Origin of the sequence: Roseovarius sp. AK1035, assembly GCF_003288315.1 — a bacterium.
GTDB lineage: Bacteria > Pseudomonadota > Alphaproteobacteria > Rhodobacterales > Rhodobacteraceae > Roseovarius > Roseovarius mucosus_A.
The window spans coordinates 3,103,560-3,119,160 of sequence record NZ_CP030099.1; the positions used below are offsets into that span (position 1 = coordinate 3,103,560).

18 protein-coding genes are annotated in these 15,601 nt (G+C 62.1%); 16 read left to right on the plus strand and 2 right to left on the minus strand.

The window, feature by feature from the left end:
- Positions 1-242 precede the first annotated feature (242 nt).
- Positions 243-938 carry a DUF502 domain-containing protein gene (locus tag RAK1035_RS14780; RefSeq protein WP_008280918.1) on the plus strand — a complete coding sequence of 232 codons (696 nt, stop codon included), beginning with the start codon at positions 243-245 and terminating at the stop codon, positions 936-938.
- Between the two features lie 130 nt (positions 939-1,068).
- On the opposite strand, the gene RAK1035_RS14785 is transcribed toward RAK1035_RS14780, so the two are convergent.
- Positions 1,069-1,842, minus strand: a complete 774-nt coding sequence (locus tag RAK1035_RS14785) for a 3-hydroxybutyrate dehydrogenase (protein ID WP_037297722.1) — start codon at positions 1,840-1,842, stop codon at positions 1,069-1,071.
- 282 nt (positions 1,843-2,124) lie between these two features.
- Between RAK1035_RS14785 and RAK1035_RS14790 the strand changes: the two genes are divergently transcribed.
- The 12 genes from RAK1035_RS14790 to RAK1035_RS14845 all read left to right on the plus strand — a co-directional run bounded on the left by RAK1035_RS14790 (position 2,125) and on the right by RAK1035_RS14845 (position 12,613).
- Complete coding sequence (locus RAK1035_RS14790; protein WP_037297618.1) at positions 2,125-3,948, plus strand: extracellular solute-binding protein; 1,824 nt, start codon at positions 2,125-2,127, stop codon at positions 3,946-3,948.
- A gap of 29 nt (positions 3,949-3,977) precedes the next feature.
- Positions 3,978-4,106 (plus strand): entericidin EcnA/B family protein, encoded by a 129-nt coding sequence (locus tag RAK1035_RS14795; protein ID WP_375553612.1) that lies wholly within the window; start codon positions 3,978-3,980, stop codon positions 4,104-4,106.
- Between the two features lie 132 nt (positions 4,107-4,238).
- Positions 4,239-5,276 carry an alanine racemase gene (gene alr / locus RAK1035_RS14800; protein ID WP_008280922.1) on the plus strand — a complete coding sequence of 346 codons (1,038 nt, stop codon included), beginning with the start codon at positions 4,239-4,241 and terminating at the stop codon, positions 5,274-5,276.
- Complete coding sequence (locus tag RAK1035_RS14805) at positions 5,273-6,058, plus strand: MlaE family ABC transporter permease (protein ID WP_008280923.1); 786 nt, start codon at positions 5,273-5,275, stop codon at positions 6,056-6,058. Before alr ends, RAK1035_RS14805 begins: the two co-directional genes overlap by 4 nt.
- On the plus strand, positions 6,055-6,801 hold the full coding sequence (locus RAK1035_RS14810) for an ABC transporter ATP-binding protein (RefSeq protein ID WP_008280924.1): 747 nt from the start codon (positions 6,055-6,057) through the stop codon (positions 6,799-6,801). The genes RAK1035_RS14805 and RAK1035_RS14810 overlap by 4 nt, the downstream gene beginning before the upstream one ends.
- A complete protein-coding gene (locus tag RAK1035_RS14815) occupies positions 6,798-7,259 on the plus strand; it encodes a paraquat-inducible protein A (protein WP_037297620.1) in 462 nt (153 codons plus the stop codon). The genes RAK1035_RS14810 and RAK1035_RS14815 overlap by 4 nt, the downstream gene beginning before the upstream one ends.
- 135 nt (positions 7,260-7,394) lie before the next feature.
- Complete coding sequence (locus RAK1035_RS14820; protein WP_050775750.1) at positions 7,395-8,159, plus strand: hypothetical protein; 765 nt, start codon at positions 7,395-7,397, stop codon at positions 8,157-8,159.
- A 55-nt stretch (positions 8,160-8,214) separates the two neighbouring features.
- The gene (gene radA, locus RAK1035_RS14825; RefSeq protein ID WP_008280927.1) at positions 8,215-9,579 is read left to right on the plus strand and encodes a DNA repair protein RadA; all 1,365 of its coding nucleotides are present in this window, start codon (positions 8,215-8,217) and stop codon (positions 9,577-9,579) included.
- A gap of 26 nt (positions 9,580-9,605) precedes the next feature.
- Entirely contained in the window at positions 9,606-10,166 is a 561-nt protein-coding gene (locus tag RAK1035_RS14830; RefSeq protein WP_008280928.1) for a CvpA family protein, read from the plus strand.
- Between the two features lie 3 nt (positions 10,167-10,169).
- Entirely contained in the window at positions 10,170-10,619 is a 450-nt protein-coding gene (locus RAK1035_RS14835; protein WP_008280929.1) for a DMT family transporter, read from the plus strand.
- Positions 10,620-10,742: 123 nt separating this feature from the next.
- Positions 10,743-12,197, plus strand: coding sequence for an amidophosphoribosyltransferase (gene purF, locus RAK1035_RS14840; RefSeq protein ID WP_037297727.1), 1,455 nt, complete (start codon positions 10,743-10,745; stop codon positions 12,195-12,197).
- Positions 12,198-12,352: 155 nt separating this feature from the next.
- On the plus strand, positions 12,353-12,613 hold the full coding sequence (locus tag RAK1035_RS14845; RefSeq protein WP_008280931.1) for a hypothetical protein: 261 nt from the start codon (positions 12,353-12,355) through the stop codon (positions 12,611-12,613).
- Positions 12,614-12,690: 77 nt separating this feature from the next.
- Here the strand turns inward: RAK1035_RS14845 and RAK1035_RS14850 are convergent, their stop codons facing one another.
- Entirely contained in the window at positions 12,691-13,260 is a 570-nt protein-coding gene (locus RAK1035_RS14850; protein ID WP_008280932.1) for a biotin transporter BioY, read from the minus strand.
- A gap of 107 nt (positions 13,261-13,367) precedes the next feature.
- Between RAK1035_RS14850 and RAK1035_RS14855 the strand changes: the two genes are divergently transcribed.
- The 3 genes from RAK1035_RS14855 (at position 13,368) to RAK1035_RS14865 (ending at position 15,533) form a co-directional block, all read left to right on the plus strand.
- Complete coding sequence (locus tag RAK1035_RS14855) at positions 13,368-14,021, plus strand: SDR family NAD(P)-dependent oxidoreductase (protein WP_008280933.1); 654 nt, start codon at positions 13,368-13,370, stop codon at positions 14,019-14,021.
- Between the two features lie 73 nt (positions 14,022-14,094).
- The gene (gene surE, locus RAK1035_RS14860) at positions 14,095-14,877 is read left to right on the plus strand and encodes a 5'/3'-nucleotidase SurE (RefSeq protein WP_008280934.1); all 783 of its coding nucleotides are present in this window, start codon (positions 14,095-14,097) and stop codon (positions 14,875-14,877) included.
- A complete protein-coding gene (locus RAK1035_RS14865) occupies positions 14,874-15,533 on the plus strand; it encodes a protein-L-isoaspartate(D-aspartate) O-methyltransferase (protein ID WP_008280935.1) in 660 nt (219 codons plus the stop codon). The genes surE and RAK1035_RS14865 overlap by 4 nt, the downstream gene beginning before the upstream one ends.
- Positions 15,534-15,601 lie beyond the last annotated feature (68 nt).

A 15,601-nucleotide genomic window follows, 5' to 3' on the forward strand; every position in this document is an offset into this window, starting at 1 on the left:
CCGGTTTTCGCCTCGACACGGGAAGAGAAGCGGATGCTTCAACCGGTGGACGGTTGGGGATGTCTCCCCCAACAGCCCGCCCATGCCTGCGGGTTACAGTGGCGCGCGTATACCTGCCCTCTGGCCCCTATACAAGCCCCGCTCAGGTATTTTGAGCGACGTCGCCAACAGGGCCCTATGCCCCATTGTGAGCGGGGTCCATTGTGCCTAGATATCCGCGTGATCCGCAGGATGGAACCGTGATGAACACTCCCTTTGACGATCTGCCCCCTCCGCCGCGCAAACCAAAACGCTTCGGCGGCCTGCGCGCGTCCTTTCTCACCGGGCTTGTGGTCATTGCCCCTGTGGGCCTGACCGTCTGGTTGATGTGGACATTGATCGGTTGGGTCGATGGGTTTGTCCTGCCGCTCATCCCCGCACAGTATCAGCCCGAACAATATATCGGCATCAACCTGCGCGGTGTCGGGGTGATCATCTTTCTGATCTTCACCGTGCTTGTGGGCTGGGTGGCCAAGGGGCTGATCGGGCGGTCCCTGATCCTTTTCGCGGAATCTCTTGTCAACCGTATGCCGGTGGTGCGCTCGATCTATTCTGGCGTCAAACAGATTGCCGAAACGGTCTTTGCCCAATCCGAACGCAGCTTCGAAAAGGCCTGCTTGGTCGAATATCCGCGCAAGGGGATCTGGGCCATCGGCTTCATCTCGACCGAGGCGCGCGGCGAGATCAACCAAAAGGCCCGGACCGACGGCGCGGTGCTCAGTGTCTTCGTCCCGACCACGCCCAACCCCACCTCAGGCTTTCTGCTCTATTTCCCGCGCGAGGATGTGATCGAACTGGATATGAGCATCGAAGACGCCGCCAAACTGGTGATTTCCGCCGGTCTGGTCTATCCGGATCAGAAGAAATCCGAGGAAATGCGCAAAAAATCAGAGGATTAGGGGGGGCATTTGCCCCAGACATCCCGCGCGCCATCCCATGCGGCCCTGTCATGCAACAGAGCGCCAGACTTTGTTTCATCTGGCCCGAAATACCTCGGGGGTCCGGGGGCCGCGCCCCCGGCCTCTCCTCTCAGAGCGCGGTCCACCCCCCATCAACACTGATCGTGGTGCCGGTGATCTGCGCCGCCGCATCCGAGCATAGAAACAGCGCCGTGCCGCCCAACTGCTCGGTCGTGGCGAATTCCTTGGACGGTTGCCGCTCCAACATGACCTTCTCAATCACCTCTTCCCGCCCCATGCCGTATTTCTCCATCGTATCGGGGATCTGCGCCTCGACCAGCGGCGTCAGCACATAGCCCGGACAGATCGCGTTGGCCGTGATCGGCTCTTTTGCGGTTTCCAGCGCCGTAACCTTGGTCAGGCCCACGATGCCATGTTTGGCCGCCACATAGGCTGATTTATAGGGGCTTGCGGTCAGACCATGGGCACTTGCGATATTGATCACCCGGCCCCACCCCGCCTTGCGCATCATCGGCAGCGCAGCGGCCGTGGTGTGAAACGCGGAATTCAGATTGATCGCGATGATCGCGTCCCATTTCTCGCTCGGAAACGCGTCAATCGGCGCGACATGCTGAATACCGGCGTTGTTGACCAGAATATCGCAACGCCCCGCTTTTTCGATCAGCGCCCGGCATTGATCGCCCTTGGACATATCCGCCTGAATATAGCGCACCTCAACACCCGTCTCCTTGGCGATTCTCGCGGCCAGCGCGTGATCCTCTTCCGAATCGGTAAAAGAGTTGAGCACCACATTGACCCCGGCCCGCGCCAGTTCTTCGGCGATGCCAAGTCCGATGCCGGAATTCGAGCCGGTAATGACGGCGGTCTTGCCTTTAACAGTCATGCGGTTTCTCCCAATAAACATTGCGTGCGCAGCATATATGCTGCATCTGCAAATTGCACGGGGAATAGCCATACTGCCTGCCAGACAGGCGCAAAAAAAACGCCCGCACGAAGCGGGCGTTAAGTTATTGAGGCAGGTTTCATACAGGCAAGAAACCTATCGAGCAGTGCCCCCCTTATAAGCAATCCTGCGCCGCAGTCCAAGCTAAAAGTTTGAAAAGCCTTGAATCCCTCTTTAGGGTCCGACCCAAGGAAACAAGGGCATCAAGGGATTGTCGCTGAAATGAGATCAGATTTATTCCGCCATATCCGGGCCGGACTGACCGCGATGCTCTTGGTCTGGGCGGGTGGTCCGGGGCTTGCCGCCCCCGCGCATGGCATAGCTATGTATGGGGCCCCGGCGCTGCCACCTGATTTTGTGTCCCTGCCCTATGCCAACCCCGACGCGCCCAAGGGGGGCCGGGTCGTCACCGGCAATGTCGGCGGCTTTGATTCGCTCAACCCCTTCATCCTGCGCGGCACCCCGCCTTGGCAATTGGCTGACCTCACCCATGAGACGCTGATGGGCCGCTCTTGGGATGAACCCTTCACACTTTATGGCCTTTTGGCCGAATCGGTCGAGACGGATGAAGACCGCACGTGGGTCGAATTCACCCTGCGCCCCGAGGCCCGATTCTCGGATGGCGCGCCCGTGACCATCGAAGATGTGATCTGGTCCTACGAGACTTTGGGCACCGCAGGCCACCCGCGCTATCGCGGCTTCTGGACCAAGGTCGCCAGCATCGCGCAAACCGGCCCGCGCTCTGTGCGCCTGACCTTCTCAGAAGAGGATCGCGAATTGGCGCTTCTGGCCGGCCTGCGCCCGATCCTGCAAAAATCACAATGGCAGGGGCGCGACATCACAGAAGCCGGGATCGAGGACATCCCCCTCGGCACCGGCCCCTATGTGGTCAGCGATTACGAGGTCAATCGCCACGTCACCCTGAAGCGCAACCCAGACTATTGGGGCCGCGCCCTGCCCCTGCGGCGCGGCACCAATAACTTCGACGAAATCCGCATCGAATTCTACGGCGATGACACCGTGCTGAAAGAGGCGTTCAAGGCGGGGCTGGTCAGCTATGTGCGCGAATTCAACGCCGAGGCTTGGGCCAGCCAATATGATTTCCCCGCCGTTCAGCGTGGCGACATTACCTTAAGCGAAATTCCCCATGGCAAACCTTCGGGCATGACCGGCTTTGTGATGAACACCCGCCGCGCGCCGCTGGACGATTGGCGCGTGCGCGAGGCGCTGATCACCGCCTTCAACTTCGAATATATCAACGATACCCTGACTGGCGGGCGACAGCCGCGCATCACCTCTTATTTCTCGGGCTCGGAACTCGGCATGGATCATGGCCCCGCGACGGGCCGCGTGCGCGCCCTGCTGGACCCTTTCGCCGATACGCTCCCGCCCGGCACGCTAGAGGGGTACAGCCTGCCGGTGGGCGATGGCACCGCGCGCAACCGTGGCAATCTGCGCCGCGCCGCCGATCTCCTGCAAGAGGCGGGCTGGCGTGTCGAGAATGGGCAGCTTGTCAACGCAGCAGGCCAACCGCTCACCCTCACCGTGCTGTTGCAACAGGATGGCCTCATGGCACAGGCCAGCGCCATGATGGATATCTACACGCGGGCGCTCGAACGGCTGGGCATCACCCTCAAGCTCGAGATGACCGACAAGGCGCAATATGCCGAGCGTGAGGCCCAGTTTGATTTTGACCTCACCATGATGCGCCGCTCGCTCTCGCTCAGCCCCGGCAATGAACAGACCTTCTATTGGGGGGCCGAGTATGCCGACCAACCCGGTAGCCGTAACCTGATGGGCATGAAATCCCCCGCCGCCGAGGCGATGATCCGCGCCATGCTGACCGCCCGCGACCGCACCGAGTTTGTCGCCGCCACCCGCGCGCTTGACCGGGTGCTGACAGCAGGGCGTTACGTGATCCCGATCCATCAATATAGCGTGGGTCGTATTGCGCATAAGTCACAGTTGACATACCCTTCGGAACGGCTGCCGATCTATGGGGATGGCATTGGATTCCTCCCCGAGGTATGGTGGTTACAAGACTAATAATAAAAAATCGCAGCAGACACAGGCAAATGACAGGCAAACCCATGCGAAAACTGATTGCGCTCGCCCTTCTCGCGTCGCTGGCCGGATGCGCCACGATTGATGGTGTAGGACGGGATATATCCGGGGCGGCACGCGGCGTTCAGAGCTGGTTCTGATCCACTCGGCGCGCCTTTCCCCAAGCGTTTTATCGCCTGCTCCCTCTTGGGTACGGGCCGGTTTTCCCGTGATCCGGAGGTGTCCATGCCTTTCCCCTTGACGCCCCCGCCCATCCTGTCAAAACCCGCCCCATGAGCACCGCAACCCTGACCATCGACCTAGACGCCATCGTGGCCAACTGGCGCGCGCTGGATGCTATGAACACCAGCGAAACCGCTGCCGTGGTCAAGGCTGACGCCTATGGCCTTGGTGCCGCCCGCGTGGCCCCAACCCTCGCGCGCGCCGGCGCGCGGCATTTCTTCGTCGCCGTCGCCGAAGAGGGCGCACCCTTGCGCGAGACGCTGGGCGCGGTCCCGGCAATCTATGTGTTTTCCGGCCATATGCCCGGCGATGCCGAGATGCTCCGCGCGCATAAGCTCATTCCGATGATCAATTCCCTCGATCAGATGATCCGCCATGCCGAGGCACTGCCGGGGCACCCGTTTGGCATCCAGCTTGATAGCGGCATGAACCGTCTGGGCATGGAGCCTGCCGAATGGGCCGCCCTGCGCCAGATTGCGCTCGCGCAAAATCCAACCCTCATCATGTCGCACCTCGCCTGCGCCGATGAACCCGATCACGCCATGAATCCGCAACAGCTTGCCACCTTCCGCGAGATGACAGATGGGCTCGACGTGCCGCGCAGCTTTGCCAATACCGGCGGCATCCTGCTTGATGCAGCCTATCATTTTGATCTCGCCCGTCCCGGCATCGGCGTTTATGGCGGGCGTCCGTTCGACGCAGCACACCCCGTTGTCACTCTCGAGATCCCCGTGATCCAGTGCCGCGATCTTTTGCCCGGCGAAACGGTGGGCTATGCCAACAGCTTCACCGCCAACCGCCCCACCCGCATCGCCACCGTTGCGGCAGGCTATGCCGATGGCATCCTGCGCGCCATGGGGCCCAAGACCAGCCTTTGGGCGGATGACACCCCCTGCCCCATCGCGGGCCGCATCTCCATGGATCTGATCTGCGTCGACATCACCGATCTCGGCCACGATCCCGCCAGCCTGAACCTCTTGGGGCCACATCAGACCATCGACACACTGGCCGATAACGCAGGCACCATCGGTTATGAAATCCTGACCTCACTGGGGGCGCGCTATACGCGGCGCTATATCGGCGGATGAGTTTTATTCTTGGTTTTCTGGCCTCTATTGGCCGCACCGTGCTGTCAGGTCTGGCCGCCATTGGGCGCATCGCGCTCTTTGCGGCCGATACGATCAGTCAATTGGCACGCCCGCCCTTCTACTTTCGCGAATTCCTGCATGCGCTGGTGCAGATCGGCTGGCTCTCGCTGCCGGTTGTGGGCATGACCGCGCTCTTTACCGGCGGCGCGCTGGCGCTTCAGATCTACGCGGGCGGCGCGCGCTTCAACGCTGAAACCGTGGTGCCCTCGATTGTCGCCATCGGCCTCACCCGTGAACTTGGCCCCGTTCTGGGCGGCCTCATGGTGGCGGCGCGCGTCGCCTCTTCAATTGCCGCCGAGATTGGCACGATGAAGGTGACAGAGCAGATCGACGCGCTCACCACCCTCTCGACCAATCCGATGAAATACCTCACCCTGCCCCGTGTGCTGGCCGCGACGCTGGCCGTGCCGGTCCTCGTGGGCGTGGGCGATGTGCTGGGCATCATGGGCGGGTTTCTCGTGGGCGTGGGGCGGCTCGATTTCTCCGCCGCGACCTATCTGCACAACACGATTGATTTTCTGGAAACCTGGGATGTGGTCTCGGGCCTGATCAAGGGCGCGGCCTTCGGCTTTATCGTGGCGCTGATGGGCTGCTACTATGGCATGAACTCGGGCCGCGGCGCGCAGGGCGTGGGCCGCGCCACCAAATCGGCGGTTGTGGCAGCAAGCGTGCTGATCCTCGCCTCCAACTACCTCCTGACAGAACTGTTTTTCGCGTCATGATAGAGCTTCACAACGTCCACAAAGCCTTTGGTTCCAACCGCGTCCTGCGCGGCGTTGATCTGACTATTCCCTCTGCCACCTCGCTTGTCATCATCGGCGGCTCAGGCACCGGCAAATCCGTGGCGCTGAAATGTATTCTCGGCCTCATCCGCCCCGACAGCGGCACCATCACCCTCGACGGCCAAGACGTGACCAAGGGCGACCGCGACGCTTTTCTCGCCCGCTTCGGCATGCTCTTTCAGGGCGGCGCGCTCTTTGACTCGCTGCCCGTCTGGCAAAACGTCGCCTTCCGCCTCTTGCGCGGCTCGCTCAAACGGCCCCTGTCCGAGGCCCGCGAAATCGCCATCGAGAAACTGCGCCGCGTTGGCCTAAAACCCGACGTCGCCGATAAATTCCCCGCCGAGCTTTCGGGTGGCATGCAAAAGCGCGTGGGCCTCGCCCGCGCCATCGCCGCCGAACCCGAAATCATCTTCTTTGACGAGCCCACCACCGGCCTTGATCCCATCATGGCCGGCGTGATCAACGACCTGATCCGCGAAATCGTCACCGAAATGGGCGCCACCGCCATGACCATCACCCACGATATGACCTCCGTGCGCGCCATCGCCGACAATGTCGCCATGCTGCATGATGGCGTGATCAAATGGACCGGCCCCGTGTCCGAGATGGACCATTCCGGCGATCCCTATCTCGACCAGTTCATCCACGGCCGCGCCGAGGGACCGATCGAGGCGGTGCGGTGAACGCAGCCCTGCGATACGGAAATCTTGCACTTCTTGCGCTTTTCCCCCTCGCGTGGTTCGCCCCCCTCTTGCGCGCAGGCATTGACCTGCCGCTCTTTGGCCTCTCCGAAATCAGCATCATCTCCGGCCTGCAAGCGCTCTGGCAGAGCGATGTCTACTTGGCCCTTCTGGTCACGGTCTTTGCCCTCTTCGCCCCCTATCTCAAGACCATCGGCTTGGCCCTTCTCGATTTTGGTCTTCTCTCGCCGCGCGCCCTACCCGCGCTGCATCTCTTGGGCAAACTCGCCATGGCCGATATTTTCCTCATCGCGCTCTACATCATCGTGGTCAAAGGTGTCGGTCTCGCGCGGGTCGAGGTGGCCTGGGGTCTCTACCTCTTTACCGCCTGCATCCTCGCCTCTCTCGCGATCAGCCTCAGGCACCGGCACAATCCCCCCAACCCGCCGGATACTGTCTGATTTCACGCAACAATTGCGGGGCAGTCACGCCACACTCCGCTAAACTTGACTCCGGGGTGATGGATTTAACGCTATGCCTTTTGGGCAATCGGCGTAAACTTGCCGATATTGGATATGATCTTTCAGGGGGAAGTCATGACCGCCACTTTGAAATCTGCTGCACTCTTAACCCATTCCATTTTGCAACGTCTGGCCTTTATCACCTTTCTGCTCTGCGCTCTTTGTTTCAGCGCCGCGACCATCGCCGCCAGCATCGGGGCTTTGCCTTGGCTCCAGTTCAGCGTCGCCTTTGGCGGCACGCTCTACGATAACGCAGGCCAGATCACCCAGATCGGCCTGACCGTTCTGGCGGTGCTGCTCTGCGTCTTTCTGCCTGCCAATGCCCGCATCATGGCGTTGGAAACCTCGCACCGGCGGTTCAACATCGGCATGCAGGACGTGGCCCGCGCCTATCACGCGGCCCATGCGGCGGATCGCGCAGGTCTATTCCGCCTCTCGTCCGAATTCGACGCGGTGCGCGAACGCCTCGCCTACTTGCGTGACCACCCTGATCTGGGCACGCTGGAACCGGACCTTTTAGAGGTCGCGGCGCAAATGTCCCATATCAGCCGGGAATTGGCGCAGGTCTATTCCGACGACCGTATCGCCCGCGCCCGAAACTTCCTCACGCAGCGCCAGCAAGAGGTCGAGGCCTTCAATGCCCGGCTCGATCAGGCCAAGCAGATCACCCGCGAACTCAAACACTGGTCCCACGAGGTCGAGTTAGAGGAAAGCGTCGCCGCAAGCCAATTGCAACGCCTGCGCGACGACCTGCGCGACGTGCTGCCAGAACTGGGGCTTGAGGATGTGTTGCGTCATGACGGCACCGTGATCGACATCACCCAAAAGGCCGCCGAATAACCAACTCTGAGGTTTCGCATTTGACCGCGCCCGCCGCTTGGGGCATCAGGCGGGTATGGCAAAACCCGGCACCTTCACCTGCACGGCCTGCGGCGCGGTTCACAACCGCTGGTCGGGGCGTTGCGACGCCTGCGGCGAATGGAACAGCATTATCGAGGAAGCGCCGCTTTCGACCGGTCCCAAGGGCAAAACCTTGGGCGGCAAACGCGGCACGCCCCTCATCCTCACCGACCTTTCAACCGAAGAGGCGCCGCCGCCCCGCACCCTCTCTGGCATCGGCGAATTAGACCGCGTTTTGGGCGGCGGCCTTGTGCCCTCCAGTGCCATTCTGGTGGGCGGCGATCCCGGCATCGGCAAATCCACACTGCTCTTGCAGGCCGCCGCGCGCTTTGCGGGCGCGGGCCTCAAAACCTTCTACATCTCCGGCGAAGAGGCCAGCGCGCAGGTCCGCATGCGGGCGCAGCGCTTGGGCTTGGGCGAGGCCCCTGTCAAACTTGCCGCCGCCACATCGCTGCGCGACATACTGACCACGATGGAATCCGAAAAGCCGGATCTCGTGATCATCGACTCGATCCAGACCGTCTGGTCCGACACGGTCGAGGCCGCCCCCGGCAGCGTCAGCCAGGTGCGCGCCGCCGCCCATGAACTGACCAGCTTTGCCAAACGCTTTGGCACCTCCGTGATCCTTGTCGGCCATGTCACCAAGGACGGCCAGATCGCTGGCCCCCGCGTGGTCGAACACATGGTCGATTGCGTGCTCTATTTCGAGGGCGAGCGCGGCCATCAATTCCGTATCCTGCGGTCCGTCAAGAACCGCTTTGGCCCCGCTGATGAAATTGGCGTGTTCGAGATGACGGGCGCAGGGCTGGCCGAGGTGGCCAACCCCTCTGCCCTCTTTCTCTCGGGGCGCGGCGCGCCCACCCCCGGCTCGGTCGTGTTTTCCGGCATCGAGGGCACGCGCCCCCTGCTTGTCGAGATGCAGGCGCTTGTTGCCCCTACGCCCCATGCCCAACCGCGCCGCGCGGTTGTTGGATGGGACGGCGCGCGGCTTGCGATGATTCTCGCCGTGCTCGAGGCGCGCTGCGGCATCCCCTTTGCCGGGCTTGATGTCTATCTCAACGTCGCCGGTGGTCTCAAGATCAGCGAACCCGCCGCCGATTTGGCCGTTGCCGCCGCTCTTTTGAGCGCGCGTGAGGATACCGCCCTCCCCGCAGAAACCGTAGTTTTCGGCGAAATCAGCCTCTCTGGCGCGCTGCGCCCGGTGGGTCAGACCGAAAACAGGTTGAAAGAGGCGCAAAAACTTGGTTTCACAGCCGCGATTACCCCGTCGGGTGGCAAGACGACGGGCGACAGTGGTCTCAAACTCACCCATATGGGCGATCTGACCACATTCGTGGGTGACATTTTCGGCGCGGGTTAGGCGTCTATCGAGACAGGAAGAGGCATATGGAAGGTTTTACCATCATCGACGGCGTCGTAGCGCTGTTCATCGTGCTCTCGGCACTGCTCGCCTATTCGCGCGGCTTCGTGCGCGAATCTCTGGCCATCGCAGGCTGGGTTGTGGCGGGCATTCTCGCCTTTATCTTCGCCCCGCAGGTGGAACCGCTGGTCAAGGAAATCCCCGTGATCGGCGAATTCATCGCCGATAGCTGCGAACTTTCGATGATCGGGGCCTTCGCGGTGGTCTTTGCCGTGGGGCTGATCATTGCCTCTCTGATCACACCGCTCTTTTCGTCGCTGGTGCAACGCTCGGTTCTGGGCGGTTTGGATCAGGGGCTTGGCTTTGTCTTTGGCGTGGCGCGCGGCGTGCTGCTGATTGCCATCGCCTATTTCGTCTATCAGACGGTGATATCCTCGCAATCCATCCAGATCATCGACGATAGCCGCTCGGCCCGTGTCTTCTCGCAACTGACCGGCAAGATCGAAGATCGCAACCCCGATGAGGCCTTGGGCTGGATCACCCGGCAATACGAACAGCTGATCGCCAAATGCGAGGCACCGCAGTAACCCATGCTCCCGCAGAGCCCCGTTCTCGCCCTTTTCTTCATGGCCGTGGCCGGGCTTGCCGTGGCCATTCAGGCTCCGCTCAATTCGGCCCTCGGACGCAGCATCGAAAGCTCGGTCGCGGCGGCGGCTGTCTCCTTTGGCGTGGGCTTTGTGGCACTGGTGCTCTTGGTGGCGCTCTCGGGGGATAGCGCCGCTTTTGGTCGCGCGGCCCTAGCGCCACGCTGGCTTTTGCTGGGGGGCCTGCTTGGGGCCTTCTTTGTCTGGGCCTCCCTCTGGAGCGTGCCGGTTCTGGGCGTGCTCACCACCACGGCAGCGCTCATTCTTGGCCAAATGGTTGGGTCCATGGTGCTCGATTACATCGGTGCCTTTGGCATCGCGGCGCGCGATCTCTCCTGGACACGGCTCACCGCCGCCCTCTTGGTGGGAACCGGCGTTATTCTTTCCCGGTTCTGACGCGGCGGCCCCCATCGCATCCCCACGTTATCTGTGATAGTTTCGTGACATGCGTCGCCTGAGCGCGTATGACACGCCCAAGCGATATCCATGGATTCGGAGCTGCCCGCTTTGCCCAAACATATGCCCCCCGCCCACCCCTTCGACGATGACAAGCTGAAGGAGGAATGCGGAATATTTGGCGTGATCGGTCTGACCGACGCGGCCAATTTCGTAGCCCTCGGCCTGCATGCCCTGCAACATCGTGGCCAAGAGGCTGGCGGCATTGTCAGCCATTGCCCCGACCAAGGTTTCAATTCCGTGCGCCGCTTTGGCTATGTGCGCGACAACTTCACCAGCCAATCGCTGATGGAAACCCTGCCCGGCCCGCTGGCTATCGGCCATGTGCGCTATTCCACCGCCGGGGCCAAAGGGGCCGCCATCCGCGATGTGCAGCCCTTCTTTGGCGAGTTTTCCATGGGCGGGGCGGCGATTGCCCATAATGGCAACATCACCAACGCCATCGCGCTGCGCAAGGAACTGATCGAGCGCGGCTCGATCTTTCAGTCCGGTTCGGACACGGAATGTATCATTCACCTCATGGCCCGCTCGCTGCAACGCAACATCCCCGAACGGATGGAAGATGCGCTGCGCCGGGTCGAGGGGGCCTTTTCCGTGGTCGCCATGACCCGCTCCAAACTGATCGGCGTGCGCGATCCCTTGGGCGTGCGCCCGCTGGTCTTGGGTCAGTTGGGCGAAGGCTGGGTGCTCAGCTCGGAAACCTGCGCGCTCGACATCATCGGTGCCACCTTCGTACGCGAGATCGAGCCCGGCGAAATGGTGGTGATTTCCGCCAAAAGCGGCGTCGAAAGCCATTTTCCATTCCGCCGCCAATCCTCGCGCTTCTGTATCTTCGAGCATGTCTATTTCTCGCGCCCCGATTCCATCATCGGTGGCCGCTCAGTCTATGAAACCCGCCATCAAATCGGGGTGGAACTGGCGCGTGAAGCCCCGGTTGATGCCGATCTGGTCTGCCCCGTCCCCGATAGCGGCACGCCTGCAGCCATCGGCTATAGCCACGAATCGGGCATTCCCTTTGCAATGGGGATCATCCGAAACCAATACATGGGCCGGACATTTATCGAACCCACCGAACAGATCCGCAACATGGGCGTGCGCCTCAAACTCAACGTGAACCGCGCCCTGATCGAGGGCAAGCGCGTCATCCTCGTGGATGACAGCGTGGTGCGCGGCACCACCAGCCGCAAGATCAAAGAGATGATCCTTGATGCCGGTGCCGCCGAGGTGCATTTCCGGATCGCGTCGCCCCCCACGGCTTGGCCGTGCTTTTACGGGGTCGACACACCGCAGCGCGAAAAACTGCTCGCCGCCACCATGTCCGAGGATGAGATGCGCGATCACTTGCAGGTGGACAGCCTCAAGTTCATCTCGCTCGACGGTCTCTATCGCGCCGTGGGCGAAGCGGGCGGGCGTAATGCCAAATGCCCGCAATATTGCGATGCCTGCTTCTCGGGCGAATACCCGGTGGCCCCCTCCGACATGATCGAAAAAGGCTTCGCGCTGAAAGCCGCCGAATAAAACCGCTCCGCTCAGCCCTGAAACCCGGCTGAGCGGATAATTGCGCGTGAAATGCTGCGTTGCGGCAACTCCTTGCCGATGCGCGCAGGCCCCCCTTCTCCCTGCCCCCTGCCCTGTCTAGATGCCCCCAAAGTATCTTACGAAAGAGGCACAGGGTGACAGATCAAACAGAAACTCCTCTCGCCACATTAGAGGCCGCAACCCTGCGCGGCGCTCTGCCCGATGCCGGGCTTGTTCTGCTGGGCACATTGCACGGCCCGTCCCATGCCCGTGCGCTGTTGCGCGTAAAGGGCGCGGTCCACACCGTCGAGGTCGGCACAGACCTTGGCAGCGCGACCGTCGCCGCCATTGGCGAAGGGGTCGTGATCCTCGCCCGCGCAGGCCGCAGCGAACGCCTCAGTTTGCCCGCCTCCTGATCCTATGCACCCAAAGAAAAACGCCGCCCCTTTTACAGAGGCGGCGTTTCTTTGACGTTGTACGCTTGGCGCGCGGCTCAGCCCTTGCGCGCGCGGATCAGCACGGTTGCCCCGGTCACGATCATCGCCGCGATCACAGCCTTGACCGCATCGCCCAGCAGGAAGGGTGCCATCCACCCCGACCACAGCGCATCCGCGCTCTTGCCCAGCATCGCCGCAGGCCATGCAAGCCCCGGAATATAAAGCAGCGCCGAAATGCCCATGCCACAGAGCGCCGTGGATACGACGCCGCGCGCCAGACCACGCTCGACCGCAAGACCGGCCAGATAGGCCATGGCGACAAACCCAAAAAGGAAACCGGCGGTCGGCCCCATCAACGCCACACCGTTCAAGCCACCTGCAAACACCGGCAGGCCCATCGCGCCCTCAGCCAGATAGGCCAGCAGCGTCAGCGCACCCAGACGCGAGCCAAAGGTCAACCCGACCATCAGGATCGCCAGCGTCTGAAGTGTGAGCGGCACCGGATAGAACGGCACACTGATCTGTGCCGCCACAGCAATCAGGAAAGAGCCGCCTAGAACCAGCCCCACCTTCCGGAGCACTGTGTCGTGACCGATCACGGCCTTGGTCAAAACTGTATCGCGCATGGTTCGCGTCCCTCTGTTATGTCTCTGGCACGACTTTTTCGCTGCATGCGCGAGAAAGTCAAGCGATTGCCCTTGAATTGCCCCGCAACTGGTGGGATTTCCCTTATATGGACACAAGCACACCCCTCCCGATCGCCCTTGTCACCGGCGCCTCGCGCGGCCTTGGGGCCGCCATGGCCGAAGCCTTGGCCAAAACCCATCACGTCGTCGCGGTCGCCCGCACCACTGGCGCGCTTGAGGAACTGGATGACCGCATTCAGGCCGCAGGCGGTCAGGCGACGCTGGCCCCGATGGACATCACCAATACCGGGGCCATGGCGCAGCTGTGCCGCTCGATCCACGACCGCTGGGGCGCTGTTGCAACATGGGTTCACGCGGCGGTCCATGCCGCCCCCTTGACCCCTGTCGCGCATCTCTCTGAGGGGGATTGGGCCAAATCCGTGGCCTGCAACGTCACCGCCACCGGCATCCTGATCCCTTTCATCGCGCCGCTTCTGGGCACAGATGGTCAGGCTGTGTTTTTTGACGATCCCCGCGCAGGCGAAAAATTCTATGGCGCCTATGGCGCAACAAAAGCCTCACAAATCGCGCTCGCGCGCTCTTGGCAAGCCGAGACCGCCAAAACCGGCCCGCGCGTGCATATCTTGGCACCGGCCCCCATGCCAACCGCCACCCGCGCCCGCTTTCACCCCGGTGAAGACCGCGAGGGTCTCGCCTCTCCGCGGGACGAGGCAGCGCGCCTGATGGCGGCCTTGTCCTGATCCGGCGTCCCATGCTTGCCGCCCGCGCCCGCGCCCGTTAGACAGAGACCAGACAAAAACAAAGGGCAGGCACATGCGTATTCTCATCACCAATGACGACGGCATCAACGCCCCCGGTCTGGCTGTCCTTGACGAAATCGCCAACGCGCTCGCCGGTCCAGATGGCGAAGTCTGGACAGTGGCCCCCGCCTTTGAACAATCGGGCGTCGGGCATTGCATCTCTTATACGCGCCCGATGATGATCTCGAAAATGGCAGAGCGTCGCTACGCCGCCGAAGGCAGCCCCGCTGATTGCGTTCTCGCAGGTCTGCATGACGTGATGAAGGACGCCCGCCCCGATCTTGTGCTCTCGGGCGTCAATCGCGGCAACAACGCCGCAGAAAACGCCGTCTATTCTGGCACCGTCGGTGCCGCGATGGAGGCCGCGTTGCAAGGCGTGCCCGCCGTGGCCCTCAGCCAATATTACGGCCCCGCCAATCGCGATCTTGACGACACATTCGAGGCGGCGCGCGTGCACGGCCTGCCCACACTAAAGCGCCTGCTGGATAAAGGCGTCTGGACACGTGACGATTACGGCATCTTCTACAACATCAACTTTCCGCCCTTTCCTGCCTCCGGGGTCAAGGGCATCCGCGCCGCACACCAAGGGTTCCGCCGGGACATGGGCTTTGGCGTCGAACCGCATGTCGCCCCATCCGGTCGGCGCTTTCTCTGGGTCACGGGCGCGCCCCAGAACGAGCCCACCAGCCCCGGATCAGATGCCGATGTGAACCTGCAAGGCTATATATCCGTCACCCCGATGCGCGCGGATCTTACCGCCCATGACGCGCTGGAGGCGCTCAAGGCGATCGAATGACCGACGACGAGGATCACAGCAGCGCCGAACGCAAGATGCAGTTTCTCTTTGCCCTGCGCTCCAAGGGCGTGACCGATGCGCGGGTTCTGACCGCGATGGAGCAGATCGACCGTGGCCCCTTTATCCGGGGCTACTTCGCAGAGCGCGCCTATGAGGATATGCCGCTGCCCATCGCCTGTGGCCAGACCATCAGCCAACCCTCTGTGGTGGGGCTGATGACGCAGGCCCTCAAGGTCACGAACCGCGACAAGGTGCTCGAAGTGGGCACCGGATCGGGCTATCAGGCCGCGATCCTCAGCCAGTTGGCCCGCCGTGTCTATACCGTGGACCGTCACAAACGTCTGGTCACAGAGGCGTCCGAGATTTTTCGCGCCCTCGATCTGACGAATATCACCGCGCTCACCGCCGATGGCAGCTTTGGCTTGCCCGATCAGGCCCCCTTTGACCGAATAATCGTTACGGCTGCCGCCGAAGACCCGCCCGGCCCCCTATTGGCCCAGCTCAAGATCGGGGGTATCATGGTTGTGCCCGTGGGCCAGTCCGATGCCGTGCAGCGGCTGATCCGCGTAACCCGGCACGAGGCCGGGTTTGACTATGACGAATTGCGCCCCGTGCGCTTTGTCCCTCTGGTCGAGGGGCTGGGGCGCGATGGGTGACCACGGTGACAACTGAACACAATGACAACTGAATACGGTGACCCACGGCGTCGTAAAGTAACAGTAAA